Annotated in this window: 18 protein-coding genes and 1 pseudogene; 10 read left to right on the top strand and 9 right to left on the bottom strand. The window is 47.7% G+C overall.

Going from position 1 to position 19725, the window contains the following annotated elements; translation table 11 throughout:
• Positions 1–203: 203 nt before the first annotated feature.
• From AC6R0S_RS06360 to nagA, 3 genes are all read right to left on the bottom strand, one after another.
• Positions 204–1793: a cation:proton antiporter domain-containing protein gene (locus tag AC6R0S_RS06360; protein WP_500637476.1), complete on the bottom strand. Its 1590-nt coding sequence runs from the start codon at positions 1791–1793 to the stop codon at positions 204–206.
• Between the two features lie 76 nt (positions 1794–1869).
• Positions 1870–3084, bottom strand: a complete 1215-nt coding sequence (nagC, locus tag AC6R0S_RS06355) for a DNA-binding transcriptional regulator NagC (protein WP_334555186.1) — start codon at positions 3082–3084, stop codon at positions 1870–1872.
• A gap of 2 nt (positions 3085–3086) precedes the next feature.
• Positions 3087–4223, bottom strand: coding sequence for an N-acetylglucosamine-6-phosphate deacetylase (gene nagA, locus AC6R0S_RS06350; RefSeq protein ID WP_500637475.1), 1137 nt, complete (start codon positions 4221–4223; stop codon positions 3087–3089).
• A 516-nt stretch (positions 4224–4739) separates the two neighbouring features.
• On the opposite strand from nagA, the gene nagE reads away from it, so the two are divergent.
• Together nagE and glnS are read left to right on the top strand one after the other, a co-directional pair.
• Entirely contained in the window at positions 4740–6227 is a 1488-nt protein-coding gene (nagE, locus tag AC6R0S_RS06345) for an N-acetylglucosamine-specific PTS transporter subunit IIBC (protein ID WP_487903173.1), read from the top strand.
• Positions 6228–6496: 269 nt separating this feature from the next.
• The gene (gene glnS, locus AC6R0S_RS06340; protein ID WP_500637474.1) at positions 6497–8167 is read left to right on the top strand and encodes a glutamine--tRNA ligase; all 1671 of its coding nucleotides are present in this window, start codon (positions 6497–6499) and stop codon (positions 8165–8167) included.
• 120 nt (positions 8168–8287) lie between these two features.
• On the opposite strand, the gene fcrX is transcribed toward glnS, so the two are convergent.
• Positions 8288–8737, bottom strand: coding sequence for a ferric iron uptake transcriptional regulator FcrX (gene fcrX / locus AC6R0S_RS06335; protein ID WP_334555190.1), 450 nt, complete (start codon positions 8735–8737; stop codon positions 8288–8290).
• Between the two features lie 203 nt (positions 8738–8940).
• On the opposite strand from fcrX, the gene AC6R0S_RS06330 reads away from it, so the two are divergent.
• A complete protein-coding gene (locus tag AC6R0S_RS06330) occupies positions 8941–9444 on the top strand; it encodes a DUF4442 domain-containing protein (protein ID WP_334555191.1) in 504 nt (167 codons plus the stop codon).
• Positions 9445–9502: 58 nt separating this feature from the next.
• Here the strand turns inward: AC6R0S_RS06330 and fldA are convergent, their stop codons facing one another.
• The 3 genes from fldA to AC6R0S_RS06315 all read right to left on the bottom strand — a co-directional run bounded on the left by fldA (position 9503) and on the right by AC6R0S_RS06315 (position 11177).
• Positions 9503–10036: a flavodoxin FldA gene (gene fldA / locus AC6R0S_RS06325; protein ID WP_500637473.1), complete on the bottom strand. Its 534-nt coding sequence runs from the start codon at positions 10034–10036 to the stop codon at positions 9503–9505.
• Between the two features lie 62 nt (positions 10037–10098).
• Entirely contained in the window at positions 10099–10320 is a 222-nt protein-coding gene (locus tag AC6R0S_RS06320) for a DUF2788 domain-containing protein (protein WP_053440537.1), read from the bottom strand.
• A gap of 92 nt (positions 10321–10412) precedes the next feature.
• Entirely contained in the window at positions 10413–11177 is a 765-nt protein-coding gene (locus tag AC6R0S_RS06315; protein ID WP_500637472.1) for an alpha/beta fold hydrolase, read from the bottom strand.
• A gap of 105 nt (positions 11178–11282) precedes the next feature.
• Here AC6R0S_RS06315 and seqA point away from each other — a divergent pair, with 105 nt between their 5' ends.
• Both seqA and pgm read left to right on the top strand, forming a co-directional pair.
• Complete coding sequence (gene seqA, locus AC6R0S_RS06310; RefSeq protein ID WP_334555194.1) at positions 11283–11822, top strand: replication initiation negative regulator SeqA; 540 nt, start codon at positions 11283–11285, stop codon at positions 11820–11822.
• Between the two features lie 110 nt (positions 11823–11932).
• Positions 11933–13579 carry a phosphoglucomutase (alpha-D-glucose-1,6-bisphosphate-dependent) gene (pgm, locus tag AC6R0S_RS06305; protein WP_500637471.1) on the top strand — a complete coding sequence of 549 codons (1647 nt, stop codon included), beginning with the start codon at positions 11933–11935 and terminating at the stop codon, positions 13577–13579.
• A gap of 168 nt (positions 13580–13747) precedes the next feature.
• Here the strand turns inward: pgm and AC6R0S_RS06300 are convergent, their stop codons facing one another.
• Positions 13748–14497, bottom strand: coding sequence for a DUF1853 family protein (locus tag AC6R0S_RS06300; protein WP_500637470.1), 750 nt, complete (start codon positions 14495–14497; stop codon positions 13748–13750).
• A gap of 85 nt (positions 14498–14582) precedes the next feature.
• Here AC6R0S_RS06300 and AC6R0S_RS06295 point away from each other — a divergent pair, with 85 nt between their 5' ends.
• Positions 14583–15341, top strand: a complete 759-nt coding sequence (locus AC6R0S_RS06295; RefSeq protein ID WP_487903179.1) for a Nif3-like dinuclear metal center hexameric protein — start codon at positions 14583–14585, stop codon at positions 15339–15341.
• 71 nt (positions 15342–15412) lie between these two features.
• Here AC6R0S_RS06295 and AC6R0S_RS06290 read toward each other — a convergent pair whose 3' ends face one another.
• A complete protein-coding gene (locus tag AC6R0S_RS06290; RefSeq protein WP_500637469.1) occupies positions 15413–16702 on the bottom strand; it encodes a citrate synthase in 1290 nt (429 codons plus the stop codon).
• Positions 16703–17097: 395 nt separating this feature from the next.
• Here AC6R0S_RS06290 and sdhC point away from each other — a divergent pair, with 395 nt between their 5' ends.
• From sdhC to sdhB, 4 genes and pseudogenes are all read left to right on the top strand, one after another.
• Positions 17098–17490 carry a succinate dehydrogenase cytochrome b556 subunit gene (gene sdhC, locus AC6R0S_RS06285; RefSeq protein ID WP_334555199.1) on the top strand — a complete coding sequence of 131 codons (393 nt, stop codon included), beginning with the start codon at positions 17098–17100 and terminating at the stop codon, positions 17488–17490.
• The gene (sdhD, locus tag AC6R0S_RS06280) at positions 17484–17828 is read left to right on the top strand and encodes a succinate dehydrogenase, hydrophobic membrane anchor protein (RefSeq protein WP_334555200.1); all 345 of its coding nucleotides are present in this window, start codon (positions 17484–17486) and stop codon (positions 17826–17828) included. Before sdhC ends, sdhD begins: the two co-directional genes overlap by 7 nt.
• Positions 17829–19595 carry a succinate dehydrogenase flavoprotein subunit gene (gene sdhA, locus AC6R0S_RS06275; protein ID WP_500630658.1) on the top strand — a complete coding sequence of 589 codons (1767 nt, stop codon included), beginning with the start codon at positions 17829–17831 and terminating at the stop codon, positions 19593–19595. It abuts the gene before it with no gap.
• Positions 19596–19609: 14 nt separating this feature from the next.
• Positions 19610–19725, top strand: a pseudogene (gene sdhB / locus AC6R0S_RS06270) (succinate dehydrogenase iron-sulfur subunit); the annotation flags it as partial.

Raw genomic sequence — 19725 nt, 5'->3', positions numbered from 1 at the left:
GTTTAATCTGTTAACTTCAATTTGCCATTCTGATTAAAAAATGCAACCAAGATTGATAAAAAAAATATCAAAGAGGCTTTGCTGTTAAAAAATATCTAATTTAATGGTGGTTATTATAAATGAGATCTAGGTTTTGCCTGTTTTTTGCTCAAAATAAAAAGGCTACCTCGAGAGGTAGCCTGTCACCTTGACGAGCAAGGGCGCTAGCGGATAGGGCTAAATTGCGGTTTTAGCTGCTCACACACATGGCGCGCAAAACCGCTACCTGCTTCGTTGTATATGTTAAAGGCGGCATCGACGCCTTGCTCAACGAGAGCATCTAATTGATCTGAATACTCGGCAATTGCCGCGATCTGCCCTTTAAAGTGGCGTTGTTGCAACTGTTGCAGCGCGATCTGATTTCCTTGGTGATGCGGCATTGCCAGCAGCACGAGTTTGACGTTAGCGGTGTCTAAAATACGCTCCCAAAAATCGGGGTCGGTTGCGTCTCCGGCGATCACGTTACGCCCTTGCGCTTTGTGCTGGCGAGCGGCATCTTCACGCACCTCGATACCCAGACTGATCTTGCCGTAACGAGCTCGAATCTCATCATAGGCACCGGTGCCAATTCGACCCATGCCTAAAATCAGCACTTGAGCATGGCCAGGGTTAATGCGCTGGTCTCGACTATGCAGCGATTCTGCGGCGTGCTCCTTGAGCCAGCGGCTTGAGCGTTGATAGAGGGCATGACCGTAGCGGTTGATAGGTGCCGCAATCACAAAAGAGATGGAGACCGCAAGGGCAAGCGCCACCAGGATATCACCGCTCATCCAACCCATTTTAAATGCAAGGCCGCCGACGATAAGGCCGAACTCACTGAAGTTAAACAAACAGAGCGAGGCGAGTAGAGAAGTGCGGACGCGGAATTTAAAGGCGTTGATGATAATGAAATAGAGCGCGCCTTTTAACGGCAGCAATAGCAAGAAGAGGATAGCTAGAGCAAACCCGGCTAGTGTTGGCTGCTCAGACAGACCAATGTTGAGGAAAAAGCAGACCAAAAACAGCTCTTTGAGGTTAAATAGGGACTTTGCTAACTCAGACGCTTTGGCATGACCTGCCAGTAGCATCCCCAAGATCAGCGCCCCTAAATCAGGCTTCATGCCCACCAGTTCGAACAGCCCCGCGCCCACCACTAGCGCAAAGAAGATGCCGAACAGGACCAGCATTTCGCCGTGGCCAACCCAGTCTAGAACCTTATAGAACAGTGGGCGAAGCAGCGGTAAGGCAAACAGTGCTACGGCATACCATTCAGGCAGCTTGCCGGTTGAAGCGGTGAGAAACACCACGGCAAAGATATCTTGCATGATCAACATACCGATGGCCAAGGTGCCATAGGTCGCGTTCATTTCCCCTTTCTCTTGCAATGATTTCACTGCAAATACGGTACTTGAGAAGGAGAGTGCAAAGCTCAGCAGGACAATTTGCTCCACTTCCATGCTCGCCAGTGAACTGATCCCAAGAAACTTAAAGCAAAAAAGCGCAACAGAAAAAATCGCGGTAGACAAAAGGTTGTGCAGTGTCGCGCCGGCCCAAATTTCTTTGGAGAGTAAGGTTTTGATGTCGAGCTTAAGTCCGATGGTAAACAGCAGCAGCGTGACACCCAGGTCGGCCAGCAGCACTAAGGTGTCATTCGATTCAAACTCCAAGGCGTGCAGGCCAAAACCAGCCAGCAGAAAGCCTACCAAGGGAGGCAGGTTACACTTGAGCGCGAGAAAGCCGGCGAGAAACGCGGCGGAGATCAGTACGAGTTCCATAGCGGTGTAAATAATCCTATAAAAAAGGGCTACGTCTAGTAGCCCGGTATTCTATCTAACTTCAAGTGATAAGACGTTAATCTTCTAACAATTTTTGTAACAAAACACCGTTCAGCATAGCACGCTTGATCATTGAAAAGGCGCCTAATGTCGGTTGCTTATCAATCTGTGACGCCACGATAGGCAAATCTTTATGGAAGGTCGTGAGGGATTGATTTTCAACATTGCGGCGAATGGCTGGGAAGAGGATCTCTTCACACTGGGTGATTTGACCGGCAATCACGATTTTTTGCGGGTTAAACAAGTTAATCGTAATGGCGATCGCTTTACCTAACTGGTTGCCGACTCGAACCAAGCTCTGTTTTGCCAGCTCATCGCCTAAGTTGGCGTGTTCGCAGACATCCGCAATAGTGATGCTGTCGAGTGTGGTTAAGGTTGACTCATACCCTTGTTTGATGAGTTTGTTGACGCGCTCGACAATGGCAGGGTTTGCCGCCACCGTTTCGAGGCAGCCAAAGTTCCCGCATTGGCACTGCTCCCCGAGAGGATCGATTTGAATGTGGCCAATTTCGCCAACGTTGCGGTTGAAGCCAAGGAACACTTGTCCATTGACGATGATGCCCGCGCCCGTTCCTCTGTGTACGCTGACTAAAATTGAGTCTTGGCAATCTTGGCTGGCGCCAAAGTAGTGCTCAGCCAGCGCCATCCCTCTGACATCGTTACCGACAAAGCATTCGACGTGGAAACGATCGCGAATCATCTCTGCTAGGGTAAAGTTGTTGATTGAAATATTCGGCATGTACTCGACCACACCGGTTTCAGGATTGACGAGACCGGGTAAGGATATACCGATGGCGATTAACTGATTGATGTGGCTTTGCTGACTTTGGATAAAGGCTTTAAGTTGAGACTCCAAACCTTCTGCCAGTTCGTCTTGGGTGGTGTAATAAAACTCTTGATAATCGCTAGCGAGCTCTTTAGCGCCGAGATCATAGAGGCTAAATTGCAAATAGTCTCGGCCGATACGGACAGCCACAGAGTGGAAGGGCTCCACTTCTGTGGTAAGAGAAATCGCACGGCGTCCTCCGGTTGAGGCTTGCTGAGCGACTTCTTTAATCAAACCACGTTCTAAGAGTTGGCGGGTGATTTTGGTAACACTGGCGGGCGCGAGCTGACTGACATCGGCCACCTGGATGCGAGAGATTGGCCCTTGTTGGTCAATCAGCCGATACACTGCTGCGCTGTTGAGCTGCTTTACTAGATCTACGTTACCTATTTGTCCGCCATTCATTCTCAATTCTGCTCGTATTGTCCGTTTACTACCGTCGCCTGGACGTTGAAGTCGCGGTCGAATACGGTGAGGTTTGCCACTAAGCCTTTTTTAATTCGACCCAGTTTATTGTCTACACCGATTGCTTTCGCAGGGTAAAGGGTTGCCATGCGAAGGGCTTCGTCCAGAGCGATACCGACGTGCTCAACCGTGTTTTGAACTGCTTCAATCATGGTTAAGGCTGAACCGCCTAGTGTGCCATGTTCATCGACACACTTTCCATCCCGGTAATATACTTTCTTACCTACAAAAATAAAGTAATCCATGTCAGCGCCTGCAGGAGCTGTGGCATCGGTCACTAATACTAATTTTTCACCCTTAATTTTGTGCGCAATTCGGATGTTGGCGTAATCGACGTGGAAGCCGTCTGCAATGATGCCCGCGTAAACATCTAGCGTGTCATAAATCGCACCGACCACCCCTGGCTCTCGGCCAACCATTGGGGTCATGGCATTGAAGAGGTGAGTGGCAAACGTCACCCCTGAATCGAAGCTTTGACGAGCTTGTGCATAGGTGGCATTCGTGTGACCAATCGAGACCACGATGCCGGCTGCACTTAAGCGTTCAATATGAGCGGCGTCATTGTGCTCTGGCGCGAGTGTGACTTTAGCGATGACATCGGCGTTGTCACACATAAAGTCAATCATGCTGTCATCGGAAGGGCGAATATAGTCGACACTATGAATGCCTTTTTTCGCTACGTTGAGATAAGGCCCTTCAAGGTGAAGACCGAGAGATTGGTTTTGATATTGAGCGTGATACTCGCGAGCCGCCGCGACGGCGGCGCGCATGTCTTCATCGGAAGAGGTAATCAGAGTCGGCAGGTAACTGGTACAGCCCGATTTTAAATTGGCTTGATGCATGATTTGCATAGTCTGCGCTGTGATTTCGTCATTCAGCATCACGCCGCCACACCCGTTCAGTTGCAGATCGATAAAACCTGGACTGACGTTTGCGCCTTTTAGGTCGATGGTTTTGATCGTCTGTGGCAGAGTGTCTTCGGGGCAAACTGCCTCAATGAGCCCTTGGTTCACAATCACAGCGTGGTTCGTTAGAACGTCACTGCCGGTGTAGAGTTTGCAGTTGGTTAGCGCATACATGGTCAGCAAATCCTTATAGGTATAGACCCGTCAACGAGTTAGGGTCACATTTCTCATTCTTTTATAGATCAAACTGAAGAGCAATGAATTGATCCGACAACTTTATTTGAAAACTTCAATTAGATCGCGAAATATCTTTACCAGCCGAAGCGTCATTTTACGCTGACTTGGTTCAGTTTTGAATTCTGTCCTAAGACAGTGTCAGGGCGAGTTTCTGTTTGTCTTTCTCTTTAAATGTCGTAATAACATCATGTTATCCATGAGTTTTTACTATGTTTCCGCCTCTGACTTATGCACTGATACTAGCCGATAAATCTCATTTATTCGCATTGTAAAATAAGTTTTATGATCTGGCTAGCAAAAACCTCGAAATACCCCTGTATCTGGTGATTATGATCACAAATGATGAGCTTTTAATTTGCGGAGCAAAATTAATATCATAAACTGACAAGGACTAAATTGAGCAACTAAAAAAAGTTACTCGACCAATTAAAAATCCTATAGGGGGAACTTAAGGTGAATATTCTTGGTTATTTCCAAAAAGTAGGTAAAGCGTTAATGGTGCCTGTCGCCACGCTACCTGCTGCAGCAATACTAATGGGTGTTGGATATTGGATCGATCCAAACGGTTGGGGCGCAAACAGCGCACTTGCTGGTTTCTTGATTCAGGCTGGTGCCGCTATTATCGATAACATGTCATGGCTATTTGCTGTGGGCGTGGCTTACGGTTTATCTAAAGACAAAGACGGTGCCGCTGCTCTGGCTGGTCTCGTCATGATGTACGTAGTGACGAAACTGCTTTCTCCAGGTGCCGTTGCTCAAATCCAAGGTATTGATGCAAGCGAAGTCCCTGCGGCATTCGGTCGTATTCAAAACCAGTTCGTGGGTATCCTAGTGGGTATCATTTCGGCAGAAATCTACAACCGCTTCTCACATGTTGAGCTGCACAAAGCGCTCGCGTTCTTCTCCGGTAAGCGTCTTGTACCTATCATGACATCGTTCGCAGGTATCTTCCTATCGTTCGTATTGATGTATGTATGGCCATCAGTATACGGCGGTCTAGTGAGCTTTGGTGAAGGTATCCAAGGTTTGGGCGAAGTCGGTGCTGGTATCTACGCATTCTTTAACCGTCTACTTATCCCTGTCGGTCTACACCACGCATTGAACTCAGTATTCTGGTTCGACGTGGCGGGCATCAACGATATTCCTAACTTCCTAGGTGGTGCGAAATCCATCGCTGAAGGTACGGCAATCCCAGGTGTAACGGGTATGTACCAAGCGGGCTTCTTCCCAATCATGATGTTTGGTCTACCTGGTGCAGCGCTAGCGATTTACCACACGTCTAAAGCGAAGAACAAAGAAAAAGTCGCGTCTATCATGATCGCAGCAGGCTTTGCTTCTTTCTTCACAGGTGTGACTGAGCCTCTAGAGTTCTCATTCATGTTCCTAGCTCCGCTACTGTACGTATTGCACGCGTTGCTAACAGGTATCTCTGTTTATATCGCTGCATCAATGGAGTGGATTGCAGGCTTCGGCTTCTCGGCAGGCCTCGTGGATATGGTACTATCAACGCGTAACCCACTGGCGGTTAAGTGGTACATGCTGATTGTACAAGGTCTTGTGTTCTTCGGTCTCTACTACGCAGTGTTCCGTACCGTTATTCTGAAGTTTGGTCTAAAAACACCAGGTCGTGAAGACGACGAAGCTACTGAAGTTTCAGGTTCTGAGAACTCATCTGAGTTGGCTAAACAGTACCTAAAAGCACTAGGTGGCCATGAGAACCTAACTAACATCGACGCTTGTATCACTCGTCTACGTCTGACTATCAAAGATACCAGCATTGTTGATGAGAAAGTGTTGAAAAACCTAGGAGCAATGGGTGTGGTTAAACTTGGCGCGAACAACCTTCAAGTTATCCTTGGCCCACTTGCGGAAATCATTGCCGGCGAAATGAAAAACATTCCAGCCGATGAAGATCTGACGCCAGTGCAACTGCCTTCTTAATCGAGTCTAAAGACAATTAAAACGGAGCCTCCCCATTGGGAGGCTCTTTCTTTTGCGGCCCAAAATCTCGTTTGGACCGGGCTATGTTGGTTGAAAACTGCGCGCTTTATCGGGCATCGTTTATCAACACTCATTATTTCTCAAGAAAAGACCTGTTCTTGTTGTGTATCCGCTTAGAATTGTGGATCATTACCCGCTATATGCCCTAAAGGACTTTTCCCTTTAGAGAAATTTTTCTGAACAATACTAAAACAATTGAGGTGCTATAGATGAGTGAAGCTGAAGCTCGTCCATCGAATTTCATTCGCCAAATCATTGATAAAGATTTAGCGGATGGTAAACACACTAGCGTGCATACTCGTTTTCCGCCGGAGCCAAACGGCTACCTTCATATCGGTCACGCTAAGTCAATTTGCTTAAACTTTGGTATTGCTCAAGACTATCAGGGCAAGTGTAATCTGCGTTTTGATGACACGAACCCAGAAAAAGAAGACGTCGAATACGTTGAGTCGATTAAGAATGATGTGAGCTGGTTAGGCTTTGAGTGGGATGGTGAGATTTGTTACTCATCCAACTACTTTGACAAGCTTTACGAGTACGCGGTTGAATTAATTAACAAAGGCTTAGCGTATGTTGAAGAGCTAAGTCCTGAGCAGATTCGTGAGTACCGTGGTACGTTGACTCAACCGGGCAAACCTAGCCCATATCGTGACCGCAGTGTTGAAGAGAACCTCGCGCTATTTGAAAAAATGCGTGCGGGTGGTTTTGAAGAGGGAACGGTTTGTCTACGCGCCAAAATCGATATGGCCTCGTCGTTTATGGTGATGCGTGATCCTGTGCTTTACCGCGTTCGATTTGCAACTCACCACCAGACCGGTGACAAGTGGTGCATTTACCCAATGTACGACTTCACACACTGTATCTCTGATGCCCTTGAAGGGATCACTCACTCTTTGTGTACGTTGGAGTTCCAAGATAACCGACGTTTGTACGACTGGGTGCTAGAGAACATCACGATTGACTGTCAGCCACACCAGTATGAGTTCAGTCGTCTGAATCTTGAATACACAGTCATGTCTAAGCGTAAGCTAAGTCAACTAGTGACTGAGAAGTTGGTGAGCGGCTGGGATGATCCTCGTATGCCAACCATCTCTGGTTTGCGTCGCCGAGGGTTCACGCCGGGCTCTATTCGTGAGTTTTGTAAGCGCATTGGTGTGACCAAACAAGACAACATGATCGAAATGAGCTCGCTTGAGTCTTGTATTCGTGATGACCTGAACGAAAATGCACCACGTGCGATGGCGGTACTGGACCCTGTTAAAGTGGTTATCGAAAACTTTGACGCAGAGCGCGTAGAGACATTAACGGTCGCCAACCACCCTAACAAGCCTGAGATGGGTGAGCGCCAAGTGCCGTTTACTCGTGAGGTTTGGATTGAGCGTGAAGACTTCCGTGAAGAAGCCAACAAAAAGTACAAGCGTTTAGTTCTTGGTAAAGAAGTGCGTCTTCGCGGTGCTTACGTCATTAAGGCTGAGCGTATCGAGAAAGACGAGCAAGGTAATATCACCACTATCTACTGCAGCTACGACGACCAAACACTCGGCAAAAATCCTGAGGATGGCCGTAAAGTGAAAGGTGTGATTCACTGGGTATCAGCAGATAAGGGCTTACCGGCTGAAATTCGCCTTTACGATCGCTTGTTTACTGTGCCAAATCCAGCCGCAGCGGACAACTTTGCTGAGACGATCAATCCTGATTCACTGATGGTGATGAATGGGTTTGTTGAGCCAAGCCTAGCCAACGCTGAAGAGGAGAAAGGTTACCAGTTCGAGCGTATGGGCTATTTCTGCGCGGACGCGAAAGACTCTAAGCCAGAGGCGTTGGTCTTTAACCGTACCGTTGGCTTGCGTGATACTTGGGCTAAGATTGAAGCTCAGTAAGCGCAACGAATCCTATTAGAGTCGCCAGTGAGCGATAAAAAATGCCAGTCTTGATGACTGGCATTTTTTTAATCAGCAGAAAAGAGACAGTGCCTAGTTAGCTTTTGCACTGATCTACTGTTATTTTTTAGGTTTGTGCGCGTCAGGGTTGTCTTTACAACTGCCATCGCCACACTTACCGTATAGGTACAAGCTGTGGTTGGTCAGCTGGACATTGTACAGAGAGGCGATCTCTCGTTGACGCTCTTCGATGATTTCGTCTGAAAATTCAATCACTTCACCACAGTCTAGACACACTAAGTGGTCATGATGGTGTTGAGTGCTCAGTTCGAAGACTGATTTTCCACCTTCAAAGTGGTGACGGGTCACAATGCCAGCATCATCAAATTGGTTTAAAACGCGGTAAACAGTTGCCAGACCGATTTCTTCACCCAGATCGATGAGTTTCTTGTACAAATCTTCAGCACTGATGTGCGCGCAGTCTGGTTGCTGTAATACTTCTAAAATTTTGAGTCGCGGAAGAGTGACTTTAAGACCGGCATCCTTCAGCGCTTGGTTGTTATCTGACATATACTTTCCTGTTGATGTTCTGCGGCATTAAACAGAATCCAATATTCCAATCATTATAGGGTACTCGTTAATAACAATAAACCCGAATCTCAAAGGGTTACTCATGTTTTATCATAAACTAGCGAGCGGTCACTTATAGTACTGGTCTAATGAGTTACAATTTGTTAACGTTTTGGCAATGTAATCAGTTTAGGATTTCACGGATGTCTACGCTACTTGAAAAGATCTATAAACCCAGTGTTGTGAAGTTTGCCCTTAATATCTGGCCCCCGTTTTGGGGGGCTGGGATTCGTATTGTGTCGATCAGTGAAGACTTTCGTGAGGTGAAGATGAAGCTCAAGTTACGCTGGTGGAACAAGAACGCCAATCGTACCCAATATGGGGGCAGCATTTTTTCCCTGACCGATCCCGTCTATTCATTAATGCTGATGGGTATTTTGGGCAAGCAATATTACGTGTGGGACAAAGAAGCGAGCATCAACTTCATCAAGCCGGGACAAAGTGATTTACACGCCGATTTCTTAATCTCTCAGCAGATGCTTGATGACATCCTGACTCAAACCGCAGGGGGCGACAAGTGCTTTCCAGAGTTCATTACGCATGTAAAAGACAGCAACGGTATGGTGGTATCGGAAGTACAACGTAAGTTGTATGTACGTAAAAAACCGAAGTTTAGGGATGAGGAACAGGCGCCTCAATCGGCATAACAGACTGGATTAGATACAAAAAAACCTCCAAAGATGGAGGTTTTTTTAAAAGGTCAGCTTAGTCTTCCAACTCAGCTAAGCACATCTCTTCATGGATTTGCTTACACCAGTTGTTAACGCGGTCTTCAGTCAATTCTGGTTGGCGATCTTCGTCGATACACAAACCGACAAATTGGCTATCGTCACCCTCCATTAGGGCTTTTGATGCTTCAAACTCGTAACCATCGGTTGAGGTGTAACCGAGAATCGTACCGCCTTTTGCTTCAACGATATCACGTACTGTGCCCATGGCGTCGCAGAAGTACTCTGCGTAATCTTCTTGATCGCCACAACCAAATAACGCAACTAACTTGGTCGAGAAATCGATTTGCTCTAGCTCTGGGAAAAAGTCATCCCAGTCACATTGTGCTTCACCGTAGTACCAAGTAGGAATACCCAAAAGCAGAAGATCGAAGCTATCAATGTCTTCTTTACTGCTTTTGGCAATATCTTGAACGTGAACCAGTTGTTTACCCAGTTGCTTTTGAATCATCTTCGCAACAGCTTCAGTGTTACCTGTGTCGCTACCAAAGAAGATACCTACACTTGCCATAGATTCGTTACCTTTACTTTTACGTGTTGTGGCGGGCCAAATGGCGAACCGCGTTTGGCCTGTTACCCCAGACCACCACCTTCCCAGCTAAGCTGAATGATGCCTTTGGCAATAAAGCCAGCGCAGCCCAGGAATAGGACTAACCATACAATTCGACGACCAAATGGTGGGACATTTCCCGCTTTGAGTACATCTTTTATCGCCATACCGATGAGAAAAAAGATAGACGCAAAAAGCAAGTCGAGACCTATCGACTCAAGCATGTTCATATAGTCGTAAAGCATGGAATCCCTTATGCCAAATTACTTGCGCTGCACTATACCATTGTTAACTCGTAAAGTTAACGGTCAGGAGAGATTGAACGCGTATTCGATGGCTAGCCAATAAACTTGCGAATCGCGCGCAATACTTCAGCGGGCTTTTCTGCGTGCAACCAATGACCTGTATTGGCAATAACGTGTGCTTTAGCGTGGCGAAATTGCGCCTGAACCGCTGGTTGATGCTCGGCGGTAAGGTAATCCGATTCGCCTCCTTTGAGAAAGAGGGTCGGGACATCTACTGGGGATAAGGGTTGCCAGCCTAAAATATCCCAGTAATTGTTTTTTAGGCTCGTTACGTTGAAGCGCCACGCGAGATGATCGCCTTCTTTATACAGCGACTTGCTCAGAAACTGCCTGACGCCATCGATGTCAATGTGCTGCGCTAGAAGGGATAGGGCTTGCTGACGAGATTGTGGCCGATCTGCGAGTACGGCTTCTAGTCCTTTAAAGACATTATCATGTCTTGCTTGTGTATATCGCACTGGCGCCATGTCGAGCACGATCAGCTTATGTACTCGAGTTGGGGCCAATCCGGCCATCGCCATGGCGACTTTACCGCCCATCGAGTGCCCTACGACGACTGCAGTTTCAATGCTCAAATGATCGAGCAAACGCAGGACATCACTGGCCAACACATCGTAATTGTGTTCGTCGCTGTGAAAAGATTGGCCATGATTTCTAAGATCAACACTTAGCACTTGGTGGTCTTCACGCAGATCGCGCGCCAGTAAACCGAGATTGTCCAAGTTACCAAATAAGCCATGAAGCAGAACAACGGTGGGTCCTTGTCCTTCAAGTTTGTAGTTGAGCAATGGTGACATTTTAAAACTTCGTTTTTTGTTTATTCGTGTGGGTTTAACGTAGAGTCTGCGCGAAGATCTCGCTATAATCCCCCAGAGTTTAAACATAGAGATTGTGAAAAGCGAATGAAAACAATTGAGGTTGATGAGGATCTATACCGTTACATCGCAAGTCAGACCCAGCATATTGGGGAGAGTGCTTCTGATATTCTCCGTCGTTTACTAAACGCTGACCGCCAGCAAACGGAGTCGCTCGCAACAACGCCCACAGCAAAGAAAGGCGTGGTTGTCAGTAAAGACGCTGTGTTTGAAGAGCGTGTGGATAGCGTCAAAGCGATGCGCTCACTGCTGATTTCCGATGAGTTTGCAGGGCTGAAGAAAGCGATTGACCGCTTTATGCTAGTACTCTCTACTCTTCATCGAATCGACCCAACTGGTTTTTCAGAAGCAACACAAGTGAAAGGTCGTAAACGTGTCTATTTCGCTGACAATGAAGCGACCTTGTTAGAAAGTGGCAATACGACCAAGCCTAAGGCGATTCCTGGCACGCCATTTTGGGTGATCACCAACAACAACACGAGCCGTAAACGCCAAATGGTTGAGCAATTGATGGCTCGCATGAATTTCCCCGCCGATCTGATTGAGAAAGTGATTAACTCGATTTAGAAACTTGTAATCACCGTCAAAGAAATCGGATTTAAACCTCATAATGCACGAATAACTTCAAGTATTATGAGGTTTTTTGTTTTCTTCCCAATTTAAGAAAGGATGTCGACATGGCTATGCACCCGAGAGCGGGACAAAAGGCTCAGCAGCAAGATCTGCATAATATCCCTGCCTTAGTGGCAAACTACTTTTTACTTCAACCTGAAGCGAGCAACCCAGATCATAAAGTGGAGTTCGGTACGTCAGGCCATCGTGGTAGTGCAGACAAATCTACGTTTAACGAGCATCATATTTTGGCGATTGCCCAAGCCATCGCAGAAGTGCGTGCCGAGAAAGGCACCACCGGGCCATTGTTTGTCGGTAAGGACACACACGCGTTGTCAGAGCCAGCGTTCTCAACGGTGGTTGAAGTGCTTGTTGCTAATGGCATCAAGGTGATTGCGCAGCAAGACAACGGCTACACGCCGACGCCTGGCGTCTCTCATGCGATATTGAGTTACAACCTAAAGCATGAGCAAAAGGCGGACGGTATTGTGATCACGCCTTCTCACAACCCACCACAAGATGGCGGAATTAAGTACAACCCGACGCATGGCGGCCCTGCAGAAGATGCCCTAACCAAAGCCATTCAGGATCGCGCGAACGTGTTGATCGCAGAGGGTTTACAAGGCGTGAAGCGCATGCCGTTGGCAGAAGCGAAAACCTCTGAATTGTTTTCTGAAGTCGACTTGGTGAAACCGTATGTTGACGACCTAGTCAATGTGATTGACATGGAAGCGATTCAAAAAGCGAATTTGACCCTCGGCGTTGATCCACTCGGTGGCAGTGGTATTGATTACTGGCGTCAAATCGCATGCACTTACAACCTTAACCTCACTTTAGTTAGCGAAGCGATTGATCCCTCGTTCCAGTTTATGTCGTTAGACAAAGACGGTGTGGTTCGTATGGACTGCTCATCACCGTACGCTATGGCGGGGCTGCTCGCGCTGAAAGATCAATATGATCTCGCGTTTGGCAACGACCCTGACTACGATCGCCACGGCATCGTGACGCCAAAAGGGCTTATGAATCCTAACCACTTCCTAGCTGTCTGCATTGATTACCTCTACCGCCATCGTGAAGGATGGGAACAAGATGTCGCCGTGGGCAAGACCTTGGTCTCAAGCGCCTTGATTGACCGTGTTGTGGCGGATTTAGGACGTGAGCTGTGTGAAGTACCTGTCGGTTTCAAATGGTTTGTGGATGGCCTGTATGAAGGTAAGTTTGGCTTTGGCGGCGAAGAGAGTGCTGGCGCGTCATTCTTACGTAAAGATGGGACACCTTGGTCAACAGATAAAGATGGCATCATCTTGTGTTTGCTTGCCGCAGAGATCACTGCCGTCACCGGCAAGAATCCACAGCAGTACTACGAAGAGTTGGCGGCAAAGCATGGCGAGTCTCAATACAACCGAATTCAAGCGGTCGCAAATGGGCCACAGAAAGACGTGTTGAAAAAGCTATCTGCGGAAATGGTCAGTGCGCAAACCTTGGCGGGCGATCCTATCACTGCTCGCTTGACGCATGCGCCAGGTAATGGTGCGGCCATTGGCGGTCTAAAAGTCACGACCGATAACGGTTGGTTCGCGGCTCGTCCATCCGGTACGGAAGACATCTACAAGATTTACTGTGAGAGTCTCAAAGGGGCTGAGCATCTTAAGCAGATTGAAGCGGAAGCGCAGCAGATCGTGAATCAAGTGTTTGCTGACGCAGGGCTATGATAGCGACGCTCTCGGTTTAAGTCACAGAGAGACTCCAAACTAGGCTACTTTATGGTAGCCTTTTTTGTTTGTGCTGCTTTATTATCATGCCACATGATATCCAATGTTTTCTTTCACTTAGCGACTTGCTATCAGGTTGTGAGCGTCTTAGTCACTCTGTTTTTGACGTCAGTTTGGCCAAGTATCAGGAACAATAAACCAAAACTCTCCGTCTTGCGTTTGTGCATGGACAAATCGTTCTGAGTCGAGCGTCACGGGCTCTCCCATCTCGCGGTTGCCCACCGCCCATTGATGCTTATCCAAAGCGAACAGTGGCTTATTGATCTGTTCCCATTGGCTTGCATAGCACCAGTAGCCACTGATTTGACTTGGGTTAAGCACATAACCTAGGCAGTGGCTAGGAATGGTCTCAGGTTGAAATGGATTGATGTAGAGGCGGCCCTGAAGTAACAACTTACTCTCCAGTGTTTGATATTGTGGGTATTGCTCAACAAACGCCGCCGTTTGGCTCATCAATAGTTGGTGATTGAGCATTCTGTCGAGTTTTTTATCCAGTTGATCGTGTGCATTCGGCCCATACCATCGGCCGTTGTGGAGTAAGTAAAACTTAATGGCCAGCTCCCAGTGCTGATGCTGAGAGGTTTGGTGGTCATAAACAATCAAATCAATCGCGCCCAAGGTTCTTCCCTCTGGGCTTTGAATTTGCAATTCATCCAACATGACGTCATAGCGCTTGCTGTTGTTTAAGGCTTGAGTCACCAAATATTGATAAACGAACCCCAAACGTGCGTTGCCAGTATAGGGCTGCGAGTCCAAAGGGGTGGGGTTGAGGGTCGTGAGTGAGCAAAACGGCGGGGTTAGCTCGAACAAGGGCGGCGTAGCGGTCAGCCATTGATAGAATCGGGTGAATTGTGTCATCTTTCTTTAGGGCTTGGTTGTCACTGCGGACTAGCTTGACATACACTGGCCGCTGAGCAAACAACCGATAATGTGGAATGTGGTCATGAATCACTTACAACTCGAAGCAATCCTCAATCAAAAGTTATCGCCAGAGCAAATCAAAGATTACGCGCCGAATGGCTTACAAGTGGAAGGCGCAGCTGAGATCACTAAGGTCGTGACGGGCGTCACCGCATCGCAAGCCCTGATTGAGCAAGCGGTCGAGCGAGGTGCGCAGGCGCTACTCGTCCATCATGGTTATTTTTGGAAAGGTGAGCCAGAACCCATTCGAGGGATGAAAGGAAAGCGCATTCGAACCTTGATCAAAAATGACATCAATTTGTACGGTTACCACTTACCTCTTGATATTCATCCGGAGCTTGGTAACAACGCTGAGCTTGCCAAGTTACTGGATATCGATGTAGAAGGTGGACTGGAAGGGCACCCTCAATCCGTCGCCATGTTTGGTCGTTTAAGGCGTCCTATGACAGGCGCTGAGTTAGCACACAAGATTGATGCAGCACTCAATCGCCCGCCACTGCATATTCTGCCTGAAAGCGGCGACAGTGTGATTGAAACCATTGGCTGGTGTACCGGAGGTGGTCAGGATTTCATTGAGCTGGCTGCCAACCAAGGTCTGGATGCGTTTATTTCTGGTGAGATTTCAGAGCGAACGACGTACACAGCGCGAGAGCGGGGTATTCACTATTTTAGCGCGGGTCACCATGCGACTGAGCGATATGGGGTGAAAGCTCTAGGGGAGTGGTTAGCCGCGCAGCACGGCTTAGAGGTTGAATTTATCGACATCGATAATCCAGTATAACTGGGCGCGAATACTCAAAAAAACAATAAAGGGTTGAGACGATCTCAACCCTTTGTGTTTCTTATGACAGGCTATTCACGTTCATGAATAGGCTGAAAGTCGCGTTGCACTTCACCAGTGTAGAGCTGACGTGGTCGGCCGATACGGTTGAGTGGGTCGCTGTGCATTTCGTTCCAGTGTGCGATCCAACCAATAGTACGAGAAAGCGCAAAGATAACGGTAAACATCGAGACAGGAATGCCAATCGCTTTAAGAATGATGCCTGAGTAGAAATCGACGTTCGGGTACAGTTTCTTCGAAACGAAGTACTCATCGGATAGCGCAATACGTTCTAGCTCCATCGCGACATCGAGCAATGGGTCTTGAATGTTGAGTTCTTTAAGTACGTCGTGACAAGTTTCACGCATCACGGTTGCACGCGGGTCGTAGTTTTTGTAAACACGGTGACCAAAGCCCATCAGACGGAATGGGTCGTCTTTGTCTTTCGCGCGTTCAATGTACTCTGGGATGTTGTCAACGCTGCCGATTTCTTCGAGCATCTTCAAACAGGCTTCATTCGCACCACCATGCGCAGGGCCCCATAATGAGGCGATACCTGCCGCGATACAAGCAAACGGGTTCGCGCCAGAAGAACCAGCAAGACGCACTGTTGAGGTTGACGCATTTTGTTCGTGGTCAGCGTGCAGAGTAAAGATCTTATCCATCGCACGGGCGACAACAGGGTTCACTTCGTACTCTTCACAAGGGTTTGCGAACATCATGTGTAGGAAGTTCTCTGCGTAGCTGAGATCATTCCGTGGATAAATGAATGGCTGGCCAATCGAGTATTTGTAGCACATGGCCGCCAATGTTGGCATTTTCGAAAGTAGACGATACGCTGTGATTTCGCGATGTTCGTCGTTGTTGATGTCCAGTGAGTCGTGGTAGAAGGCGGCAAGAGCGCCGACCACACCACACATGACGGCCATTGGGTGAGCATCACGTCTAAAGCCGTGGAAGAAGCTAGCGATTTGCTCATGAACCATCGTATGACGGGTTACTGTCTTTTTGAATTGCTCATATTGTTCACGTGTTGGGGCTTCACCATAAAGAAGTATGTAACATACTTCTAGATAATCAGCCTTGTTAGCGAGCTGATCAATGGGGTAACCGCGGTGCAAAAGAATACCCTTGCCGCCGTCGATGTAGGTGATTTGAGATTCACAAGATGCAGTGGCAAGAAAACCAGGGTCAAAAGTAAAGAATCCATTTGCTCCAAGTTTACGAACGTCAATTACAGGAGTACCTAGGGCACCTTCCATAATTGGCAGCTCGATCGGCGCTTGACCTTCGACATGAAGGGTCGCTTTCTTATCTGCCATAACAATCTCCTTTGTTTATTATTAATCCATCCAGGATGTTTGTGTGACATTTTTGTACGTGTCTTCCGTATTAAAGTCAATTCTTCTACGCTGATGTGTGCACTTGTTTTGATTTTTTGAAGCTGTAAGGTTAAAAATCTGTTCTGTGTAGCAAAAATTGTTACATCAATTGTATTAGAATGTTGCGAGCCGTATAGTGACGCTGTAAATTTTGGTGTAAACCTAATAAATTCAAGGCTTGAAACAAACGTGAGGTGACGTTTCGAATCTTGTTGTTAACAATTATTTTACAATCCAGTTAGGGTGTATTACCTGTTGGGTGTTAAATAAATGTTAACTTTTGTGGGTTTTACAACCAAATTTCATCCATAACAATAAATGCTCAATGGAGCTGAGTGAGCAAGCCCGTGAAAGAAAGAAAGTCAAGACCTGTTAATTTAGATTTGCAGACCATTCGCTTTCCGATCACAGCAATCGCATCGATTTTACACCGGGTCTCTGGTGTGATTACGTTTGTCGCGGTCGGGATTTTACTTTGGTTATTAAACATTTCCTTATCATCCCCTGTCGGTTATGCGCAAGCCGCTGACATCGTCGATGGCTTCTTCGTGAAGTTCATCTTATGGGGCATTCTGACGGCATTGGCCTATCACATTGCAGGCGGTATTCGTCACCTGTTGATGGATTTGGGTCATTTCGAAGAGCTGGAATCTGGCGCGATGAGCGCTAAGGTTGCATTCGCAGCAACAGCCGTGTTGTCTCTACTTGCGGGGGTAATGGTATGGTAAAACACATCTCATCCTTTGGTCGTAACGGTGTGCACGATTTCTTACTCATTCGTGCTACGGCCATCATCATGACACTCTATACGATTTATCTGGTGAGCTTTTGTGCCTTCACCGATATCTCTTACATATCCTGGACTCAGTTCTTTGGTGGTACGTTTACGAAAGTATTCACCATGCTCGCCCTCGTGTCTGTCCTAATCCACGGTTGGATTGGTTTGTGGCAGGTGCTGACCGATTACATCAAATGCGCCAAGTTACGTGGTGCGCTTCAGTTGGGTGTGATCGCGATTCTATTGGGTTATTTCTTCTCTGGTCTATTTGTATTGTGGGGTGCGTAAGTGTCTATTCCAGTTCGTGAATTTGATGCCGTAGTAATCGGCGCTGGTGGTGCAGGTATGCGTGCTGCACTGCAAATTTCAGAGCAAGGCCTGACGTGTGCTTTGCTGTCCAAAGTCTTCCCAACTCGTTCTCATACCGTATCAGCGCAAGGCGGTATTACCGTTGCGCTCGGTAACTCGCATAGAGACGATTGGCAATGGCACATGTACGACACCGTTAAAGGGTCGGACTATATTGGCGACCAAAACGCAATTGAGTACATGTGTAAAAACGGACCAGAGTCTGTCATCGAACTAGAGAAAATGGGTCTGCCATTCTCTCGTTTCGACAATGGCAGCATTTACCAACGTCCTTTCGGCGGTCAGTCGAAAGAGTTTGGTGGCGAACAAGCCGCTCGTACTGCTGCTGCTGCTGACCGTACGGGCCACGCGTTATTGCACACGCTGTATCAGCAAAACGTCAAACACAAAACCACCATTTTCTCTGAGTGGTACGCGCTTGATTTGGTGAAAAACCAAGACGGCGCCATCATGGGTTGTACCGCTATTTGCATGGAAACGGGTGAAATCTGTTACTTCAAATCTAAAGCTACGGTACTTGCGACAGGTGGTGCGGGGCGTATTTATGCCTCAACGACTAACGCACACATCAACACAGGTGATGGTGTGGGTATGGCGCTTCGTGCTGGTGTGCCAATGCAAGACATGGAAATGTGGCAGTTCCACCCAACTGGTATTGCCGGCGCGGGTGTTCTGGTTACAGAAGGTTGTCGCGGTGAAGGTGGTTATCTTCTTAATAAAGATGGTGAGCGCTTTATGGAGCGCTATGCGCCGAATGCGAAAGACTTAGCAGGTCGTGACGTGGTCGCGCGCTCAATGATGATTGAGATTCGTGAAGGTCGCGGTTGTGACGGTCCATGGGGTCCACACATCAAACTCAAGTTGGATCACTTGGGTAAAGATGTGCTTGAATCGCGTCTACCAGGCATTTGTGAGCTTTCTAGAACCTTTGCTCACGTCGATCCGGTTAAAGAGCCTATCCCTGTTATCCCGACCTGTCATTACATGATGGGTGGCGTACCAACTCAAGTGTCCGGTCAAGCGATCAAACAGCTGGCAGATGGCAGCGATGTTGAAGTTCAAGGTCTGTTTGCTTGTGGTGAAATTGCCTCTGTATCTGTGCACGGTGCTAACCGTCTCGGGGGTAACTCGCTGCTTGATTTGGTGGTCTTTGGTCGAGCGACGGGTCTACACCTTGGCGAGACTTTGGCGGCTCAAGCAGAAGCACGCCCAGCGACAGAGTCTGACATCGAAGCGTCACTGGCGCGCACTATGCGTTGGGAGAACAGTAAAGGTGGTGAAGACCCAGTTCAGATCCGCAAAGATTTGCAAACGTGTATGCAAAACAGCTTCTCTGTCTTCCGTGAAGGCGACGCGATGGCAACGGGTCTCGAAGAGCTTAAAGTCATTCGTGAGCGTTTAAAAGACGCACACCTTGCGGACAAATCTTCTGAGTTCAACACCCAGCGTATCGAGTGTTTAGAGCTAGACAACCTCATGGAAACGGCGTTCTCTACTGCCGTTGCAGCGAACTACCGTACGGAAAGTCGTGGAGCGCATGCCCGTTTTGACTTCCCTGAGCGTGATGATAACAACTGGCTATGTCACTCAATTTATAACCCGGAAACCGAAGCGATGACCAAGCGTGATGTCAACATGACACCTGTTCATCGTGAAGCATTCCCGCCGAAAGTACGTACATACTAAGGGAGGATTGAATCATGAAACTAAACTTCTCTTTGTACCGCTACAACCCAGATGTAGACAGCAAACCTTATATGAAGGACTACACTCTAGAGGTCGACGAAGGCTCTGACATGATGGTGTTGGATGCTCT

The organism is Vibrio sp. R15-SG3-ISO1B (assembly GCF_059833835.1).
This window is presented reverse-complemented; position numbering and strand designations above follow the sequence as displayed.

Coding starts and splice junctions, on each gene's coding strand:
- AC6R0S_RS06360 (WP_500637476.1), bottom strand. CDS start 1,793: ATGGAACTCGTACTGATCTCCGCCGCGTTTCTCGCCGGCTTTCTCGCG.
- nagC (WP_334555186.1), bottom strand. CDS start 3,084: ATGAATGGCGGACAAATAGGTAACGTAGATCTAGTAAAGCAGCTCAAC.
- nagA (WP_500637475.1), bottom strand. CDS start 4,223: ATGTATGCGCTAACCAACTGCAAACTCTACACCGGCAGTGACGTTCTA.
- glnS (WP_500637474.1), top strand. CDS start 6,497: ATGAGTGAAGCTGAAGCTCGTCCATCGAATTTCATTCGCCAAATCATT.
- fcrX (WP_334555190.1), bottom strand. CDS start 8,737: ATGTCAGATAACAACCAAGCGCTGAAGGATGCCGGTCTTAAAGTCACT.
- AC6R0S_RS06330 (WP_334555191.1), top strand. CDS start 8,941: ATGTCTACGCTACTTGAAAAGATCTATAAACCCAGTGTTGTGAAGTTT.
- fldA (WP_500637473.1), bottom strand. CDS start 10,036: ATGGCAAGTGTAGGTATCTTCTTTGGTAGCGACACAGGTAACACTGAA.
- AC6R0S_RS06320 (WP_053440537.1), bottom strand. CDS start 10,320: ATGCTTTACGACTATATGAACATGCTTGAGTCGATAGGTCTCGACTTG.
- AC6R0S_RS06315 (WP_500637472.1), bottom strand. CDS start 11,177: ATGTCACCATTGCTCAACTACAAACTTGAAGGACAAGGACCCACCGTT.
- seqA (WP_334555194.1), top strand. CDS start 11,283: ATGAAAACAATTGAGGTTGATGAGGATCTATACCGTTACATCGCAAGT.
- pgm (WP_500637471.1), top strand. CDS start 11,933: ATGGCTATGCACCCGAGAGCGGGACAAAAGGCTCAGCAGCAAGATCTG.
- AC6R0S_RS06300 (WP_500637470.1), bottom strand. CDS start 14,497: ATGACACAATTCACCCGATTCTATCAATGGCTGACCGCTACGCCGCCC.
- AC6R0S_RS06295 (WP_487903179.1), top strand. CDS start 14,583: ATGAATCACTTACAACTCGAAGCAATCCTCAATCAAAAGTTATCGCCA.
- AC6R0S_RS06290 (WP_500637469.1), bottom strand. CDS start 16,702: ATGGCAGATAAGAAAGCGACCCTTCATGTCGAAGGTCAAGCGCCGATC.
- sdhD (WP_334555200.1), top strand. CDS start 17,484: ATGGTAAAACACATCTCATCCTTTGGTCGTAACGGTGTGCACGATTTC.